We start from the raw sequence: 15,598 nt of genomic DNA, 5'->3' as shown, positions 1-15,598 counted from the left end.
TTTTTATCTTTTTCTGGTTTGGTAGGTAAGGGCGCATTATTCATCATTTACATCTCGTTTTTCACCATACAAATGATGACACGCTCTACGTTTATTTGCTAAAAATCAAAAAACACAGTTTATCATTATTTCAGGTCTTTCTAAAATTTTCTAAATCCATTATTCAATGTTCTATTGAGTGAGTGTTGGTGGCAATTTATCACGCGCACTACACCACGCGCACTATACCTTGTTACCAGCACTACAGCTGATACAGCCTGATGATGTTTGGGAAACCTAGCAAGGAGCGTAGTTCGCGAATGCCTTGTGCTAGATGATTGCGGCTACGAACGATGATATGAATAATGGTATCACTGCTACGCACATCTACTTTTTCTACCCCTATATTTAATTGGCGCAAATGATAGATTACTTCAGTAATTTGTTCGTCGCTGAGGGCAATAGATAGTTTTAAATAGGCTGGAAAGCGAATCTTTCCGGTATTTTTTATGTCATGTTCGCCAGCGTCACCTTGTTTTACTGCCTTGTCATTACGCCAGCGCAACTGTATAACCTGATAAGGATTGTCTTTACGAATATCGTCAAGTGAAAAGCACTTGTGTCGATGAACAACCAGACCGTGACGGGACAAGTGACCGACGATAGGATCACCATAAATAGGGTGACAACAATTGGCAAAATCAAGCTCAACCCCAGACGCATTGACGATCAGCTGCTGTGGTTGGGTCATATCATCGCTGTGTTCTTGTGCTTGTAAATCATTGACTTCATCGCTAAACAAGCGAGTTACTACCAGCTGTGGTAATAACGTACCAGAGCTTATTTGCTCAAACAGTTCGGATTTTTCGGTCAAGCCACGCCATTCAGTGAGGTTTTTCCAGTCACTATCGGTTAAGTCATCGAGACTTTTTTGATAGGTTTTTAGCGCCCGATCTAAGGCTTGTTGACCATGGTGTTGCTTATCAGCAGGAGACAAGTCTTTAAACCAACGCAAAATCTCTTCACGCGCTTTATTGGTCACGACAAATCCTAGCCATTCTGCTTTTGGTTCTGAGTGGCTATTGACTTCTATTTCAACCAGCTGCCCATTCTTAACGACTGTGCCAAGTTTGGCTTTTTTGCCATCGATATTGGCGCCAACGGCTACATTGCCGACCATCGGTCCGACAGCGTAAGCAAAGTCTAGTGCGGTTGCGCCTTGTGGTAGCTCATAAGCGCGACCCTTTGGACTATAACAGATGATTTTACTGGAGTGTAGGTAATCCATCAGCTCATTAATGGTAGAGACTGCCGCTGAAAAGTCTGGGCTATTTTCATCTAAGCTGTCTTCATCGACCAAGTCTTTCATATTGCGTAATGAGGCTTGGATAACCGATTGGCTAACGTCTGAGGCATGCTCTGCACCGATGACACCAAGCCGCGCTGCGCTTTGCATTTGCTTGGTCAAAATCGTCACTTTGACGACATCGTTATCGCGCTCATAGATAAGCGTGAGCGACTGATTGCCACCCGGTAGCGGACGACGAATATTATCAGCGATATGAGAGTCATCAATCTGGTATTTTTTAATTAAGTAATAGGCCAGCTTGTCACAGGCTTCGACATTATCGAGGACAATCTCAAAGGCATAATGACGGAGTAGAGCGTTGATTTCACCGCGATTACGGAAAAACTGACGGTAGATGACCACGCGATTGTCTAAAACTTTGACCAGACCATTCAACCCCAAATTATTGAGGACAATGCTCAGATAGCGATGGATGGCCTCTCTTTGAAAGTTACGCCCAAGCCCGTGCTGTAGTAGCTTGTCAGACAGTTTGTTGTACATGTCAGAATCAAGATTACGATAACAGAGCACTTCGATATAATCGGCAATATCATTAAGACCCATCAGCCGCGCAAACGGCACATAAAAGTCCAATGTTTCTTGTGCTGTAGTGCGTTGTTTTTCTGGGCGTACTGCATCTAGTGTCGACATATTATGTAAGCGGTCTGCAAGCTTAATAATCAATACACGTGGGTCGGCAAGGGTGGCTGTCAAAATTTTATGGAAGGTGGCTGCTTTGTTTTGCTGTTTATTGTGGGAGGACGACTTTAGCTTAGTCACACCGTCGACCAGTCTCGCCACTATTTTGCCATAGCGCTGCTCAATCTGCTCATCGCTCACCTCGGTGTCTTCGACCGTATCATGCAAAATCGCTGCAATAATCGTATCTCGATCCAAACGAAAACCTGCCAGTATCTCGGCCACCGCAATCGGGTGGGTGATATAAGGCTCTCCTGATTTACGCTTATCTTTGATGTGCGCAATATCACCGAACTCACAGGCATCAATAATATCACGGCGTTCAGCAGCAGTGAGGTAACCTACTGAGCGCAGTAAATTGTATTGAGCCTCATCGACTAAATGATGGCTGAGTTTGGGTAAGGTTTGACTCATAAAGTAACGATCCTATTTTCCATTACCTGTTTGCCTGACTGTCTATCGGGTAAATGGTGACTGAATGAATGCTGGAATACTATCAATATAAAAAATTTCGAGAAAAAAGACAAAAATAGGTAGACCATCCTCTAATTAATCGTAAATCGCATTCAATGTCAACTGCTAAGCGAACAGGTGCTATAAAAATTTAGAAATTCTAACTCAATGGTAGTTTTTCAGGTATAAATGGTGACTAAAACAGTCAAAGCAATATCACAGCAACCAGCTATTACAACCAAAAAACCACAGCCTATGCTGTGGTCTCTCGTCAATATGTCATCACTGTGTGTATTTGTCTTATAAGGTAGTGGTTAGCTTTATAGTTTTTATAAGACAAATCTTCAATGCTGTATCTTAATAATACAGTGTCTTAAAAACCATGATCGCCTGACAGTGCCAAATCTAATGAACTGGTGGCAAAGTTGTGCTCTGGCTGATTTAGGATATCGCGAGTGATTTTACCAGCAGCGATTTCACGCAATGCCAATACCGTAGGCTTGTCATTATCCACATCAACCAATGGTTCAGCGATACCTTTAGCCAATTGACGTGCGCGTTTGCTTGCCACTAAAATCAGTTCAAAGCGATTATCAACATTATCCAAACAATCTTCAATCGTCACTCGTGCCATATGTAGCTACCTCGGTTGTTTTTATTAGTCACGGAGCTTGCCCGCCACTCAATAAAAATAATATCAAAATATAAAGGGGGATAGCGAGACATTATAGCATTTTTTGCCCAGCCGCGTAGTTGCTTTTTGCGTGTCTATTAACGTATCTATTAATAAGCGCTCATCGACTGTGTTGACAGTAGTATTTCGTTCTTGCTTTACTCTTCTACTTTATTACTAAGTAGATTGCTGATGGTGCGATGATACCGCTGCTGTTGACGCTTAAGCGTCTGCCTGTCCGCCACGATAATGGCTTTTAGCTCAGTCAAAGCGACCTCAAAATTGTCATTAATAATCACGAAATCAAAATGGACATATTGCGCCATCTCAGTCACTGCGCCAGCCAGACGTTGCTCTATTACCTCCATAGTATCTTGCCCACGCGTCGATAGACGCTGACGTAAAGTGGCAATACTTGGCGGTAAAATAAAAATCATAATGGCGTCAGTAAAGATTTTTTTGACTTGTAATGCGCCCTGCCAATCAATCTCTAAGATAACATCGACGCCTGCTTCTAATTGCGTTCGCACGCTTTGCTCCGAGGTGCCATAGTAATTACCAAAGACCTCAGCATGTTCTAAAAACTTGTTTTCACCGATGGCAGTCACAAATTTTTCGACATCGGTAAAATGATAATGATGACCATCAATCTCGCCGGGACGCGGCGTGCGCGTGGTGTGTGATACGCTGACGGTTAAGTCGTTAGTCGTGGCAAGTAGCTGCTTTACCAGTGAGGTTTTGCCCGTACCTGAGGCGGCAGTAATAATAAATAATGAACCTGTCATACAATGTGTCCTAATGGAGTGTGTGCTAGTCAAATCTGTGCGAGTAAAAGAGCCAAAGCTGTTTTAGTAAACAATTCAAAACTGGTAAAAAGAAAAATCGCCATCATGTATGGCGATAGACATTGTCATCGATGCACTATTATAAACTGCTTTTGTGGCTTTTATTTTAATTAAAGCCGCCTTTGACCAGTCGTTATCATCGAAGCGATGTAAAGATGGCATAGGATGACACAGTATAAATCACGTTTTTGGTGCATTGAGTGCAGTTAACGCTGCCACTATGGATAAATACTTTGAACGTATGAATATGTGTGTGCTTCTAGTTAAAACAGCCTCTAGTACCGTGCTATTTTCAAAGGCAATAAAAGTAAATTATGCTAAAGTAGCGTAATGAATTCATCCCAATTTTTGAATTAAAGCTTTTGACAGTAATGTTGTGTATTTAAGCTTTAATAATAAATTATCTAATGATAGGCCCTCTTATGCAAATTTATCTTGCCAATCCACGTGGATTTTGTGCTGGTGTGGATCGCGCGATTGCGATTGTGAACGAAGCATTGACACGTTTTGAACCGCCCATTTATGTTCGTCACGAGGTGGTACATAATAAATTTGTCGTCTCTGATTTGGCCAATCGCGGTGCGGTCTTTGTGGAAGAACTTCATGAAGTGCCAGATGGCTCTATCGTTATTTTTTCTGCTCATGGTGTATCAAAAGCTGTCGAAGATGAGGCTGAACGCCGCGATTTGACCGTATTTGATGCCACTTGTCCGCTGGTCACTAAGGTACATATCGAAGTTGCTAAATTTGCGCAAGAGGGTATGGATGCGGTATTGATTGGGCATGCTGGACATCCCGAAGTGGAAGGCACGATGGGGCGCTTTAACCGTCGCCACGGCGGTCACATTCATTTGGTTGAAAACGAAGCTGATGTGGCAGCATTGAGCGTACAGAATGCCGAGCGTTTGGCGTTTGTCACTCAAACAACCTTGTCGATGGATGACACCGCACGCGTTATCGATGCACTGCGTGAAAAATTCCCTAGTATCCAAGGTCCGCGCAAAGACGATATCTGTTATGCCACGCAAAACCGCCAAGATGCGGTAAAAGACTTAGCCAGTCGCTGTGAGGTGGTCTTGGTGGTTGGCTCGCCCAATTCTTCCAATTCTAATCGTCTGCGTGAGCTGGCTGAGCGGATGAATTGCCGTGCGTATTTAATCGACAATGCCAGTGAGATGGATAAAAGCTGGTTGGATGGTGTGCAGAGTATCGGCGTCACCGCTGGCGCATCAGCACCTGAAGTACTGATTCAAGAAGTGCTACAGCAGCTGCAAGATTGGGGTGGTGATTTACCGAGTGAGCTATCAGGCATCGAAGAAAATGTCACTTTCAGTCTGCCTAAAGCCTTGCGTATCCCAGTCACCCAAGTGGGTAAATAGATAAGGCTTTGTACAAGACATCTAATAGGTAACGTATAGTAGGTAACACAAAATGAAAAAGCAAAAAAAAGGATTTGTATTGGCAGAAGCCACTCTCGGTGAGGTTAACAAGCAATTGAAAGTGAATTTGTTTGTCATCGTGGTGGTGGGATTCGTGTTAGGTAGTAATATTCTGCATTTTATGCGAGAAAAGAGTGTTTTTTATGGCGTATTAATTGCCGCGATGGTCGTTGCATTATTTTTTGTCATTAAGAGTCGACAGGTTCTTAAATTAAAACAACAAGAGCTTATCAAATAAATCATAGGACAGTCATGTCAGCTTATTATAACTTTATCAAACGAGAACAGCGAGAAGACGGCGTCAACGTCGCACATTATCAGCCAACCAAACATGCCCAAGGCGCTTGGAATGAGCATGAACAGCATATGGCACCAGCGACAGGATTGCTCACGGCTGAGCTCAACGGTTATGCGCCGCAAGAAAACATGCGTATCGCTCGTATCAGCCTAGATATCTTAGGATTGATTCCACTGGATGACTTTACCATTACTACGTGTTGTATTCGTCCGGGCAAGACCATTGAGCTTATTGAAGCAGTGATGAGCAGTCGCGGTCGTGATGCGATTATTGCGCGGGCATGGCGTCTAATGACCCAAGATACCAGCGAGATTGCAGGCATTGAAGACCAAAAAGCGGTACATAAGCCCGAAGAATTGCCCATCTGGGAAGACATGAAAGGCTGGCCGGGCGGGTTTATTGAGAGTGTGCGCTTGGTCGCTGATGATACGCAGCGTCGCCCAGGACGCGGTATGGTCTGGATTACTAATGATTTGGATATGATCGAGGGCAAGCCAACTGATGACTTGGTGCATCTATTGGGCATGGTCGACACGGCCAATGGCGTTGTGCCGCGCCTTGGGCTTGGCTTGTCAGAATTAGAATGGATGTTTCCCAATACGGATTTGCAAATTCATATGCACCGCGCGCCGCAAGGTCGCTGGCTTGGCATCGAAGCGGTGCAGCAGTATGGCAATGATGGCATTGGCTTAACGAGCGCCGTGTTGCATGACGTTCATGGCCCTTTTGGTCGTAGTGAGCAAATTTTGACCATTCGTCCGATGCCGCGTTAATTGCTCGGTGGTATTTAATTAAGCTCTATTTAATATGGTCGATTCGCTTTAAAAAAGTAATAGCAAGGCTGATAGAGAGTGCTTGCACTGTTAATATTTATCATTGTTAATAACAACCATCCTAAGGAGTAAAGTATTTGGATGAGTAAAAACAAGTTAAGTGGTTCTGAAAAACAAAACGAAAGCATGTAATTAATTAATTATACAAATCAATGGTAATGGGTTGTAATAGTATCTAACCACAGAACATGACTGTCATTAGACATTACTATGAAAAAAACAAACCGTTTTTCGAACAAGCTGACAACTATTCTGGAACTATTAATAGAAGCGTATTCAGAATAGGTTTTGTACTTTAATCCATTTGCTATTCACAGGAGTATGACTATGAGCAACGATATGAACAATGATATGAGCGATAAAAAATGTCCTTATGCACCGACCCAATTGACCATGGGCAATGGTGCACCAGTGGCAGACAATCAAAACAGCATGACCGCCGGCAAACGCGGTCCATTATTGGCGCAAGATGTTTGGCTCAATGAAAAGTTAGGAAATTTCGTCCGTGAAGTGATTCCAGAGCGCCGTATGCACGCCAAAGGTTCTGGCGCATTTGGTACTTTTACCGTGACCAATGACATCACTAAATATACCCGTGCGGATATTTTTAGCGAAGTGGGTAAACAGACGGAGATGTTCGCGCGCTTTAGTACCGTCGCAGGTGAGCGCGGCGCAGCTGATGCCGAGCGTGACATTCGCGGCTTTGCTTTGAAATTCTACACCGAAGAAGGTAACTGGGATATGGTGGGAAATAATACACCTGTGTTCTTTTTACGTGATCCGCGCAAATTCCCAGACCTAAACAAAGCCGTCAAACGTGATCCACGTACCAATATGCGTTCGGCGACCAACAACTGGGACTTTTGGACTTTATTACCTGAAGCCTTACATCAAGTTACTATTGTTATGAGTGATCGCGGTCTACCAGCATCGTATAGAAATATGCATGGTTTTGGCTCGCACACCTATAGTTTTTGGAACGAAGCCAAAGAACGTTTTTGGGTCAAATTCCATTTCCGCACGCAACAAGGCATCAAGAACTTAACCGATGCCGAAGCAGCAGAGGTGGTTGGTTCTGATCGTGAGAGTCATCAAAAAGATTTGTACGATGCCATCGAAAATGGTGATTTTCCTAAATGGAAAATGTATGTGCAAATCATGCCAGAAGCTGAGGCGGATACCGTTCCTTATCATCCGTTTGACTTGACCAAAGTATGGCCAAAAGGGGATTATCCGCTGATTGAAGTGGGTGAGTTTGAATTAAACAAAAACTCTGACAATTACTTTGTCGATGTGGAACAAGCCGCATTTGCCCCAAGTAATTTAGTACCGGGTATCAGCGTTTCACCGGATAAAATGCTACAAAACCGCTTGGTTAACTATGCCGATGCTCAGCGTTATCGTGTCGGTGTCAATCATCAACAGATTCCGGTAAATAAGCCGCGTTGCCCTGTGATGAGCAATCATCGTGATGGCCAAGGCCGTGTCGATGATAACTATGGCAGTCGCCCGCATTATGAGCCAAACAGCTTTAGCCAGTGGCAAGAGCAGCCTGATTATGCTGAGCCACCATTAAAAATTGACGGCTATGCGGCGCATTATGACTTCCGTGAAGACGATAGCGATTATTTTAGTCAACCTCGCGCATTGTTTAATTTGATGAGTGCTGAGCAACAACAAGTGCTATTTGAAAACACAGCGAATAATATGGCTGGTGTGCCGGACTTTATTCAATATCGCCACATTCGCAACTGTAACTGGTGTGATGCTGCTTATGGCGCAGGCGTTGCCAAAGCACTAGGCTTAACGGTTGAAGATGCGATGAATGCTCGTGAGTCAGATCCAGCGCTGCATTTGCCTAGCTGCTTATAGTTGATAGGTCTATCTAAAAACGTATTACTAAATCTATTATCGATATAACGACACCGCCTTAGGAAACTAGGGCGGTGTTTTTGTTGAATTGTGCTTTTTAGCTTGAAATTTTCTGCTGCGCCCCTATTAGTATAAACAGCTTAGCGATATTCGAAATTGAACTGCTTAATTTGTAGCTGAGTAGAGACAGTTGAATGCTTGCTATTTTATGATACGTTTTTGACATAAATTAAAGGAGTTTTTTATGAGTGAACAGACCCCAGTTGATAACCAAAAAGTTGATAGCATCAATGTTAATAAAAGCAGCCCTGAATTAAAAAAACATACCTTTGAGGCGGAAGTAGCGCAACTGCTACATCTAGTCACCCATTCGCTTTATTCTAATTCTGATATCTTTGTGCGTGAGCTGGTTTCAAACGCCTCTGATGCTTGTGATAAATTGCGCTTTGAAGCGACCAATGATGACAGTCTTTATGAAGACGATGGTGAGCTAAAAATTCGCATTGCTGTCGATGAAGATGCCAAAACCATCACCTTTACCGATAATGGTATTGGCATGAATGAAGTCGATGCCATCGAAAACTTGGGTACAATTGCTAAATCAGGTACTAAGGCTTTCCTAGACAAGCTATCTGAATCACAAAAGCAAGATGGTCAATTAATCGGACAGTTTGGGGTTGGCTTCTATTCAGGTTTTATCGTTGCCGATACGATTAGCGTCGAATCACGTAAAGCGGGCGAGCCTGCGGATAAGGGCGTGCGCTGGGTATCTGATGGTACGGGTAGCTTTACTGTTGAGCCTATCACGAAAGAAACTCGTGGCACCGCCATTACTTTGCATTTAAAAGAGCAATATAGTGAGGGTGAAGACAGCTATTTAGACCGTGGCAAAATTAAGCAGTTGGTTAATAAATACTCAGACCATATCAGCTTGCCGATTCAGATGCGTAAAGAAGTTTGGCAAGAAGATGTCAAAGAAGAGGGCGACGATTCTGAAGAAAACAGCGCTCCAACCAGCGGCGAGATGGTATTGACCGATGAATGGGAAACTATCAATAAAGCCAGCGCGCTATGGACACGTACGGCATCTGAGATTGAAGATGAAGAGTATATCGATTTTTATAAAAACATCACCTATGACATGGATGCGCCACTAGCATGGACGCATAACCGTGTCGAAGGTCGTGTTCAGTATACTCAGCTGCTATATATTCCGAAAAAAGCCCCTGTCGATTTATATACTCGTGACCAGCAGCATGGACTAAAGCTATACGTGAAGCGCGTCTTTATTATGGATGAAGCTGAGCAATTATTGCCAATGTACCTGCGTTTCGTAAAAGGGGTGATTGATTCAGCAGACTTGCCATTGAACGTCAGCCGCGAGCTATTACAAGAGTCGCGTGATGTGAAGTCTATCCGCGATGGTAACGCCCGTCGTATTTTGACGTTGCTGGCCAGTCTAGCCAACAGTGAAGACAGTGATAAGCAAGAAAAATTCGCGCAGTTCTACGCTGAATTTGGTGATGTTATCAAAGAAGGCGTTGGCGAAGACATGGGCAATCAAGAACGTATTGCCAAATTGCTACGTTATGCGACCAGTACTCAGGATAGTGTGACGACCAGCTTTGAAGACTATAAAGCGCGTATGAAGGAGGGTCAAAAAGCCATCTATTATCTAACGGCTGACAATCTAGCAGCTGCTAAAAATAGCCCACAACTTGAGCTGTTTAAAAAGAAAGGTATCGAAGTTATTTTGATGACCAGCCGTGTCGATGAATGGGCAATGAACTTCTTGACCTCATTTGATGAGACACCGCTACAAAACATCGCGAAAGGTGCCGTTGATTTGGGCGACTTGCAAGACGAAGCCGAAAAAGCGGAAGCTGAAAAAGCGCAAGAAACCATGAAGCCTGTTGTCGATAAACTTAAAGCAGCGTTAGGCGAACGTGCCAAAGACGTTAAAGTATCGACGCGTTTGGTTGATAGTCCTGCCTGCTTGGTCGTTGGTGAAGGTGAGCTATCACCACAAATGATTCAGATGCTTAAACAAATGGGTCAAGATGTGCCAGAAAGCAAGCCGACATTAGAGGTCAACCCTGATCATCCATTGATTAAAAAGCTTGAAAGTAGCGAGCAATCTGACGTCGATTTTGATAAATTGGCGCAAGTAATTTTTGACCAAGCCTTACTAGCAGATGGCGGTCAATTAGATGATCCAGCCGCTTATTTAAGACGTGTGAATGAGCTTTTGATGAGATAGTAGTGAGTCTTTGATACAGTCATGATTGAGAAAAAAGGAGGTCTTGGATTCAAGACCTCCTTTTTTATATGTTCTTAGCCAAATTTAAGCGCATTTTACAAATCAGCCTTATCCTCTTGACCGACAATCCGTTACAATCGCGTTATATTAGCGAGCTAAACTGTTTAGTCATATTTTTAGTCTTTGCTATTCGTCTCTTAAAATCATCTCATTGTGAATTGCATGTAATCTTGATGTCCATATGCTATATAAAAAATGTGAATTAATGACATTTCGTAGGTAGCTGCCACACCAAAAATCATCATCAACTCACTTTCTTTTCTCGACTGGCTAGAGGTCTAAGTCTTTGTCACTTGCGTCGTTAAAAACCGTATCGCTTCAGCGTTTTTCGCTCAATTTCGCTGCCAATATTATTGCAACCTTGTGGATGCTAGTAGGGTCGACGCGCGCGTTTTCTTGGGTAAAACCTACCTTTATCCAGTTTGCCGTATTTGCACTATTGGCACTCGGTAGTAATGTACTGTTTTCTTGGTTAGCCGCGGAAAATGGCAGTATCTTTAATGAGCAAGGGTTGGTCAGCTACTTGATTTGGCCGATGATAATTTTATTGGGCGGCATCATTTTGGCACGGCGTTCTGGCAATCAAACGTTGGTGTTTGTGCCCGTGGTATTGTGGTTAGTGGCTGATACCTTATCTGCACTATTACAAAGTTTGGTGCAGTTTTTAGGCAGTTATGGTTGGTTGCCAGATTGGAGCTATTCACTTTTACCCATACTGTTTTTGGTGCTGTTTTTATGGCAGACGCTCGCGTTATTATGGATTTTTTCTCGTCGTCTACGTATACCGTGGTGGGAGCGGGTCATTGTATTGGTAGGTGCAGTCGCACTGTTGACGATTTGGCAGCGTAATGTCGCGGACCAGCCTATATTTAAGCAGATTCCTGTAGAGCCTGTTTTAGCAGAAGCGGCATTATACGAGCAGCCTCGTTTGTTACAGCAAGCATTAAACAGTATCGATCCCAGCACTTCAGGCAAGACCGACTGGTATTTTATGGGTGTGGCAGGATTCTCTGGTCAAGACGTTTTTCGCTCTGAGATTAATAAAGTGCGTGAGCTGTTCGATGTGCGTTTTGGCACTAGTGGACATTCACTCTCGTTGATCAACAATACTTATAGTTGGCTTGATGAGCCAATCGCTACCAAAACCAGTATTCTGCGTGGATTAAAGAAAATTGGTCAGCAGATGAATGCCGATGAGGATGTGTTATTCCTAACCTTGTCTTCACACGGCAACGAAAATATCATTCAATTAGCAAATCCACCATTAGCAATGGAGAATCTAGACGCCGCATGGTTACGGGAGGCGCTAGACGCTTCAGGTATTCGCTGGCGGGTGATTGTGGTATCTGCTTGCTATTCAGGCTCATTTATCGATGAATTGGCCTCTCCAACCACGGTGGTGATTACCGCATCAGCGGTGGATAAGGCATCGTTTGGCTGTACCAATACTGCTGAGATGACCTATTTTGGGCAAGCGTTTTTTGCTGAAAGCCTGCGTAGCAATACCAGTTTTGAATCTGCCTTTAAAGCTGCCCGTTTGCGTGTGAATGAGCGTGAAAGTGCGATGGGTTTTGAACCATCAGAGCCGCAGATGGTGATTGGTAGTCTGATGGAGACTGCTTTGCCAGCGTTCGAACAAGTATTGTTTGATAAAACCCGACCACCAGTTGCCAGCATTATTAATGACAGTGATTCTATCGCCATTAATATCGTAGAGGATAGTGCTTCTGGTCAGCCAGTGGCTAATACTGCGATCACTGCCAATTAACAACTAACAGTAAACCCCAAACCCGCAACCCAAAAATCACGATGAGCCGTATTAAGCTCGTTCAGTCTAGAATCTGTAATACTGACACTCGCTTTCCTTACTACTTTAATTCTTGTGAATGGTATAATGATTGAGTACTAAGTGAGTTTGGAGAAGTACTAGTATTACTTTACCAATGCTTTTTATAAGTCATCGTGTACTTTACTTTGGATAAAAAGGATGTCGCTTATGAACAACTCTTATAAACACAGTCTATCTACTAACTCAAAAATCACGCAGATCAGCGTCAACCGCTGTTTCGATGGTGAGCAGCATTACTATAGCCATCAATCATTATCGACCAAAACGCCGATGACCTTTAGCATTTATCTGCCAGATGAAGCGCTTGCTGGTCGCCGTTGTCCTGCGATTCTATATTTATCAGGTCTCACTTGCAATGCTGATAATGTCACCCACAAAGCGCATTTTCAGCAAAAATGCAGTGAGCTTGGCATGATATTTATCGCCCCTGATACATCACCTCGAAGTAGTGATGACAGCGATGTGCCAAACGACGACCGCTATTTTGTCGGTCAGGGTGCCAGCTATTATGTCGATGCGACGCAAGCACCTTGGTCAGAGCATTTTAATATGCAAAGCTATATCGTTGATGAGTTATATGACTTGTTACGCTCAGAATTTCCTATTGACAGTATCGGCGTGACAGGGCATTCGATGGGCGGTCACGGAGCATTACTATTGGGCTTTAAGTTTCCAGGCAAGTTTGTGAGTGTCTCAGCTTTATCGCCTGTGTGCGCGGCCAGTGAGTCGGCATGGGGGCAAGCCGCTTATACAGAATACTTCGGCGATGATAAATCACGATGGGCGCAGGCAGATGCTGCGCAGATGATTGAAAAATCGGGGCAGCAGTATGCAAGTATCTTGGTGGATCAAGGCGCGGCTGATAATTTTTTGGCAGAAGGTCAACTGCAAACCACCAAATTACAACGCGCTTGTGACAAAGCCAATCAGCCCTTAACCTTGCGTTATCAGGCGGGTCACGATCATAGCTACTATTTTATCCAAACGGTGATTAACGATCATATTGAACATCACTGGCGTATGGCGCAAATGAGCTAAGTCCAGTATTAGAATGATGCTCTGATCGATAAATTTACAGACAGTTACGCTGATTATTTAGTCAAGCGTACTTATTGATATAAAATAGATTAATGTAAAATAGAAGTTGGCTAAGTATCTGTTAAGCATCTTTAAAGGTAAGGTTTTATGGTAAGTAATCTGACAGCATTAGTAGTCGATGGTTTGGCTTGTAAGCAGCAAACCGTTCAGTCATCGCTTGCGACCATGCAAGCCGATATGACCGCGGCTCTAAAAAATAATCAGCATGCTGATATTAGTACTGAATCAAATGACAGACAGACACGTTCAGATGAGCTTATCGCAACTGTAGTCAATGAGTCGGGTGATAAAGTGCTAGATGACGCGCAAATCTCACGAGTAATAGAAATGGCGTGGGAGGACAGAACACCATTTGGGGCGATAGAGCATAGCTATGGTCTCAATGAAGCAGGCGTGATTAAGCTGATGCGCCAAACGCTAAAGCCGTCATCTTTTCGCTTATGGCGTCAGCGTGTCAGTAATCGCGCGACCAAACATCAAGCTAAGCGAGGCTTCGAGGTCGGTCGTGCTTATTGCAAAACCCAGTATAAGCAGCGCTAGTGGTTTTAGTTCTTAACATTATTGCTTTAAAGACTCAGTTTTTTAAAGTCAGTCCTTAGTTTCTTTTTATTTTATTCGTATTTTATTTCAACAGAATCAGGTAGCTCAACTATGATTATTCCTTCTAAACCTTACCTTATCGCCCCATCAATACTCTCAGCTGATTTTGCACGTTTAGGTGAAGAGGTTGAAAGGGTGTTGGAATCAGGCGCTGATGTGATTCATTTTGATGTAATGGACAACCATTATGTACCCAATCTCACTTTTGGTAGTATGATTTGTAAGGCGCTGCGTGATTATGGGATTGATGCACCAATCGATGTACATTTGATGGTCTCACCAGTTGACGGCATGATTGAGCAGTTTTTGGAAGCAGGTGCGAGTGTTATCACTTTTCATCCAGAAGCCAGTGGGCATATTGATCGCTCTTTACAGCTGATCAAAGATGGCGGTGCTGAATGTGGTTTAGTATTGAATCCCGCAACGCCATTACATTATTTAGACTATGTGATGGACAAGGTAGATCAAATTTTATTGATGAGCGTCAACCCAGGTTTTGGCGGTCAGTCATTTATTGAAGGGACGTTAGAAAAAGTGCGCCAAGTTCGTCAGCGCATCATCACCAGTGGTCGTGATATCAGATTAGAAGTAGATGGCGGTATCAAAGCCAGTAATATCCGAGCCATTGCCGAAGCGGGTGCTGATATGTTTGTGGCAGGGTCGGCGATCTTTAACCAAGATGACTATAAAGTGGCTATTGATGCTATGCGTGCTGAGCTGGCTTTGGCTAATGGTAATGAATAACCACGGTCTTATGTGATTGGTAAATACGTTCGTCAGTCATTTTCGTCATAAAAGAATAGTAGCAAAATGTGCTGTATAACGGATAACGATGCATAACGGCAAGTTACGTAAAGGTGAAATATGGACACAAAAAACTCAATCAATTCGTCAGAATCACCTGAGTCAGAGCAAAGCACTGAGCAGCCAATTCAGAATGAGACACAGCAACGCAGCTTGGTGCCAAAGGGTATTACTATTGGCTTGGCTGTATTTGCCTTGGTTCTAAGTCTGGCAGGTTATGGCTTTCGGCTAATGGTGGGTGATGATACTGGTGAAGTATTACGTCATGCTGCGGTCATTGTGCCTGCATTTATGCTGGGCATTCCCCTGTTTTTTTGGCTAGGTTCGAAGATACTTAACAAAGTTAAAGGCATGCATATAGAGAGCTGGAATGCTATTAGCTTGGGCTATTTAACCTCTTGTATATCGATGCTTTGGTTGATGGGTACTTACAGTTAGAGTCTTATGAGCAGAGATAAAGCTGTTTGGTAAATAGTGCACTGCAATAT

13 protein-coding genes are annotated in these 15,598 nt (G+C 43.4%); 10 read left to right on the top strand and 3 right to left on the bottom strand.

Features of this window, described 5'->3' with window-relative positions; genetic code table 11:
- Positions 1–241: 241 nt before the first annotated feature.
- The 3 genes from ACT3S4_RS02895 to gmk form a co-directional block, all read right to left on the bottom strand.
- Positions 242–2,440 carry a RelA/SpoT family protein gene (locus ACT3S4_RS02895; RefSeq protein ID WP_045444214.1) on the bottom strand — a complete coding sequence of 733 codons (2,199 nt, stop codon included), beginning with the start codon at positions 2,438–2,440 and terminating at the stop codon, positions 242–244.
- A 412-nt stretch (positions 2,441–2,852) separates the two neighbouring features.
- On the bottom strand, positions 2,853–3,113 hold the full coding sequence (gene rpoZ / locus ACT3S4_RS02890; protein WP_045444217.1) for a DNA-directed RNA polymerase subunit omega: 261 nt from the start codon (positions 3,111–3,113) through the stop codon (positions 2,853–2,855).
- A 197-nt stretch (positions 3,114–3,310) separates the two neighbouring features.
- Positions 3,311–3,937, bottom strand: a complete 627-nt coding sequence (gmk, locus tag ACT3S4_RS02885) for a guanylate kinase (protein ID WP_055124697.1) — start codon at positions 3,935–3,937, stop codon at positions 3,311–3,313.
- Positions 3,938–4,419: 482 nt separating this feature from the next.
- Between gmk and ispH the strand changes: the two genes are divergently transcribed.
- The 10 genes from ispH to ACT3S4_RS02835 all read left to right on the top strand — a co-directional run bounded on the left by ispH (position 4,420) and on the right by ACT3S4_RS02835 (position 15,548).
- Entirely contained in the window at positions 4,420–5,376 is a 957-nt protein-coding gene (ispH, locus tag ACT3S4_RS02880; RefSeq protein WP_045444223.1) for a 4-hydroxy-3-methylbut-2-enyl diphosphate reductase, read from the top strand.
- 52 nt (positions 5,377–5,428) lie between these two features.
- The gene (locus ACT3S4_RS02875; RefSeq protein ID WP_045454149.1) at positions 5,429–5,674 is read left to right on the top strand and encodes a hypothetical protein; all 246 of its coding nucleotides are present in this window, start codon (positions 5,429–5,431) and stop codon (positions 5,672–5,674) included.
- 14 nt (positions 5,675–5,688) lie between these two features.
- Positions 5,689–6,507, top strand: a complete 819-nt coding sequence (locus ACT3S4_RS02870) for a thioesterase family protein (RefSeq protein WP_444760408.1) — start codon at positions 5,689–5,691, stop codon at positions 6,505–6,507.
- Positions 6,508–6,906: 399 nt separating this feature from the next.
- Entirely contained in the window at positions 6,907–8,439 is a 1,533-nt protein-coding gene (locus tag ACT3S4_RS02865) for a catalase (RefSeq protein ID WP_280513819.1), read from the top strand.
- Between the two features lie 244 nt (positions 8,440–8,683).
- The gene (htpG, locus tag ACT3S4_RS02860) at positions 8,684–10,699 is read left to right on the top strand and encodes a molecular chaperone HtpG (RefSeq protein WP_444760407.1); all 2,016 of its coding nucleotides are present in this window, start codon (positions 8,684–8,686) and stop codon (positions 10,697–10,699) included.
- 346 nt (positions 10,700–11,045) lie between these two features.
- Positions 11,046–12,527 (top strand): C13 family peptidase, encoded by a 1,482-nt coding sequence (locus ACT3S4_RS02855; protein ID WP_201560665.1) that lies wholly within the window; start codon positions 11,046–11,048, stop codon positions 12,525–12,527.
- Positions 12,528–12,755: 228 nt separating this feature from the next.
- On the top strand, positions 12,756–13,646 hold the full coding sequence (gene fghA / locus ACT3S4_RS02850) for an S-formylglutathione hydrolase (protein WP_201560666.1): 891 nt from the start codon (positions 12,756–12,758) through the stop codon (positions 13,644–13,646).
- 318 nt (positions 13,647–13,964) lie between these two features.
- The gene (locus tag ACT3S4_RS02845; RefSeq protein WP_444760470.1) at positions 13,965–14,246 is read left to right on the top strand and encodes a TIGR03643 family protein; all 282 of its coding nucleotides are present in this window, start codon (positions 13,965–13,967) and stop codon (positions 14,244–14,246) included.
- A 111-nt stretch (positions 14,247–14,357) separates the two neighbouring features.
- A complete protein-coding gene (rpe, locus tag ACT3S4_RS02840) occupies positions 14,358–15,050 on the top strand; it encodes a ribulose-phosphate 3-epimerase (protein ID WP_055124691.1) in 693 nt (230 codons plus the stop codon).
- Between the two features lie 120 nt (positions 15,051–15,170).
- Positions 15,171–15,548 carry a hypothetical protein gene (locus tag ACT3S4_RS02835; RefSeq protein WP_227676610.1) on the top strand — a complete coding sequence of 126 codons (378 nt, stop codon included), beginning with the start codon at positions 15,171–15,173 and terminating at the stop codon, positions 15,546–15,548.
- Positions 15,549–15,598 lie beyond the last annotated feature (50 nt).

Origin of the sequence: Psychrobacter sp. AOP30-A2-5 (assembly GCF_052378115.1) — a bacterium.
Lineage (GTDB): Bacteria > Pseudomonadota > Gammaproteobacteria > Pseudomonadales > Moraxellaceae > Psychrobacter.
The sequence above is the reverse complement of the archived record's forward strand: the minus strand, read 5'-3'. Positions and strand labels throughout refer to the sequence as shown.

Bases quoted from the DNA above. Each gene is read 5' to 3' on its own strand.
- ACT3S4_RS02895 (WP_045444214.1), bottom strand. From the start codon at position 2,440: ATGAGTCAAACCTTACCCAAACTCAGCCATCATTTAGTCGATGAGGCT.
- htpG (WP_444760407.1), top strand. From the start codon at position 8,684: ATGAGTGAACAGACCCCAGTTGATAACCAAAAAGTTGATAGCATCAAT.
- ispH (WP_045444223.1), top strand. From the start codon at position 4,420: ATGCAAATTTATCTTGCCAATCCACGTGGATTTTGTGCTGGTGTGGAT.
- fghA (WP_201560666.1), top strand. From the start codon at position 12,756: ATGAACAACTCTTATAAACACAGTCTATCTACTAACTCAAAAATCACG.
- ACT3S4_RS02865 (WP_280513819.1), top strand. From the start codon at position 6,907: ATGAACAATGATATGAGCGATAAAAAATGTCCTTATGCACCGACCCAA.
- ACT3S4_RS02835 (WP_227676610.1), top strand. From the start codon at position 15,171: ATGGACACAAAAAACTCAATCAATTCGTCAGAATCACCTGAGTCAGAG.
- rpe (WP_055124691.1), top strand. From the start codon at position 14,358: ATGATTATTCCTTCTAAACCTTACCTTATCGCCCCATCAATACTCTCA.
- ACT3S4_RS02870 (WP_444760408.1), top strand. From the start codon at position 5,689: ATGTCAGCTTATTATAACTTTATCAAACGAGAACAGCGAGAAGACGGC.
- ACT3S4_RS02875 (WP_045454149.1), top strand. From the start codon at position 5,429: ATGAAAAAGCAAAAAAAAGGATTTGTATTGGCAGAAGCCACTCTCGGT.
- gmk (WP_055124697.1), bottom strand. From the start codon at position 3,937: ATGACAGGTTCATTATTTATTATTACTGCCGCCTCAGGTACGGGCAAA.
- rpoZ (WP_045444217.1), bottom strand. From the start codon at position 3,113: ATGGCACGAGTGACGATTGAAGATTGTTTGGATAATGTTGATAATCGC.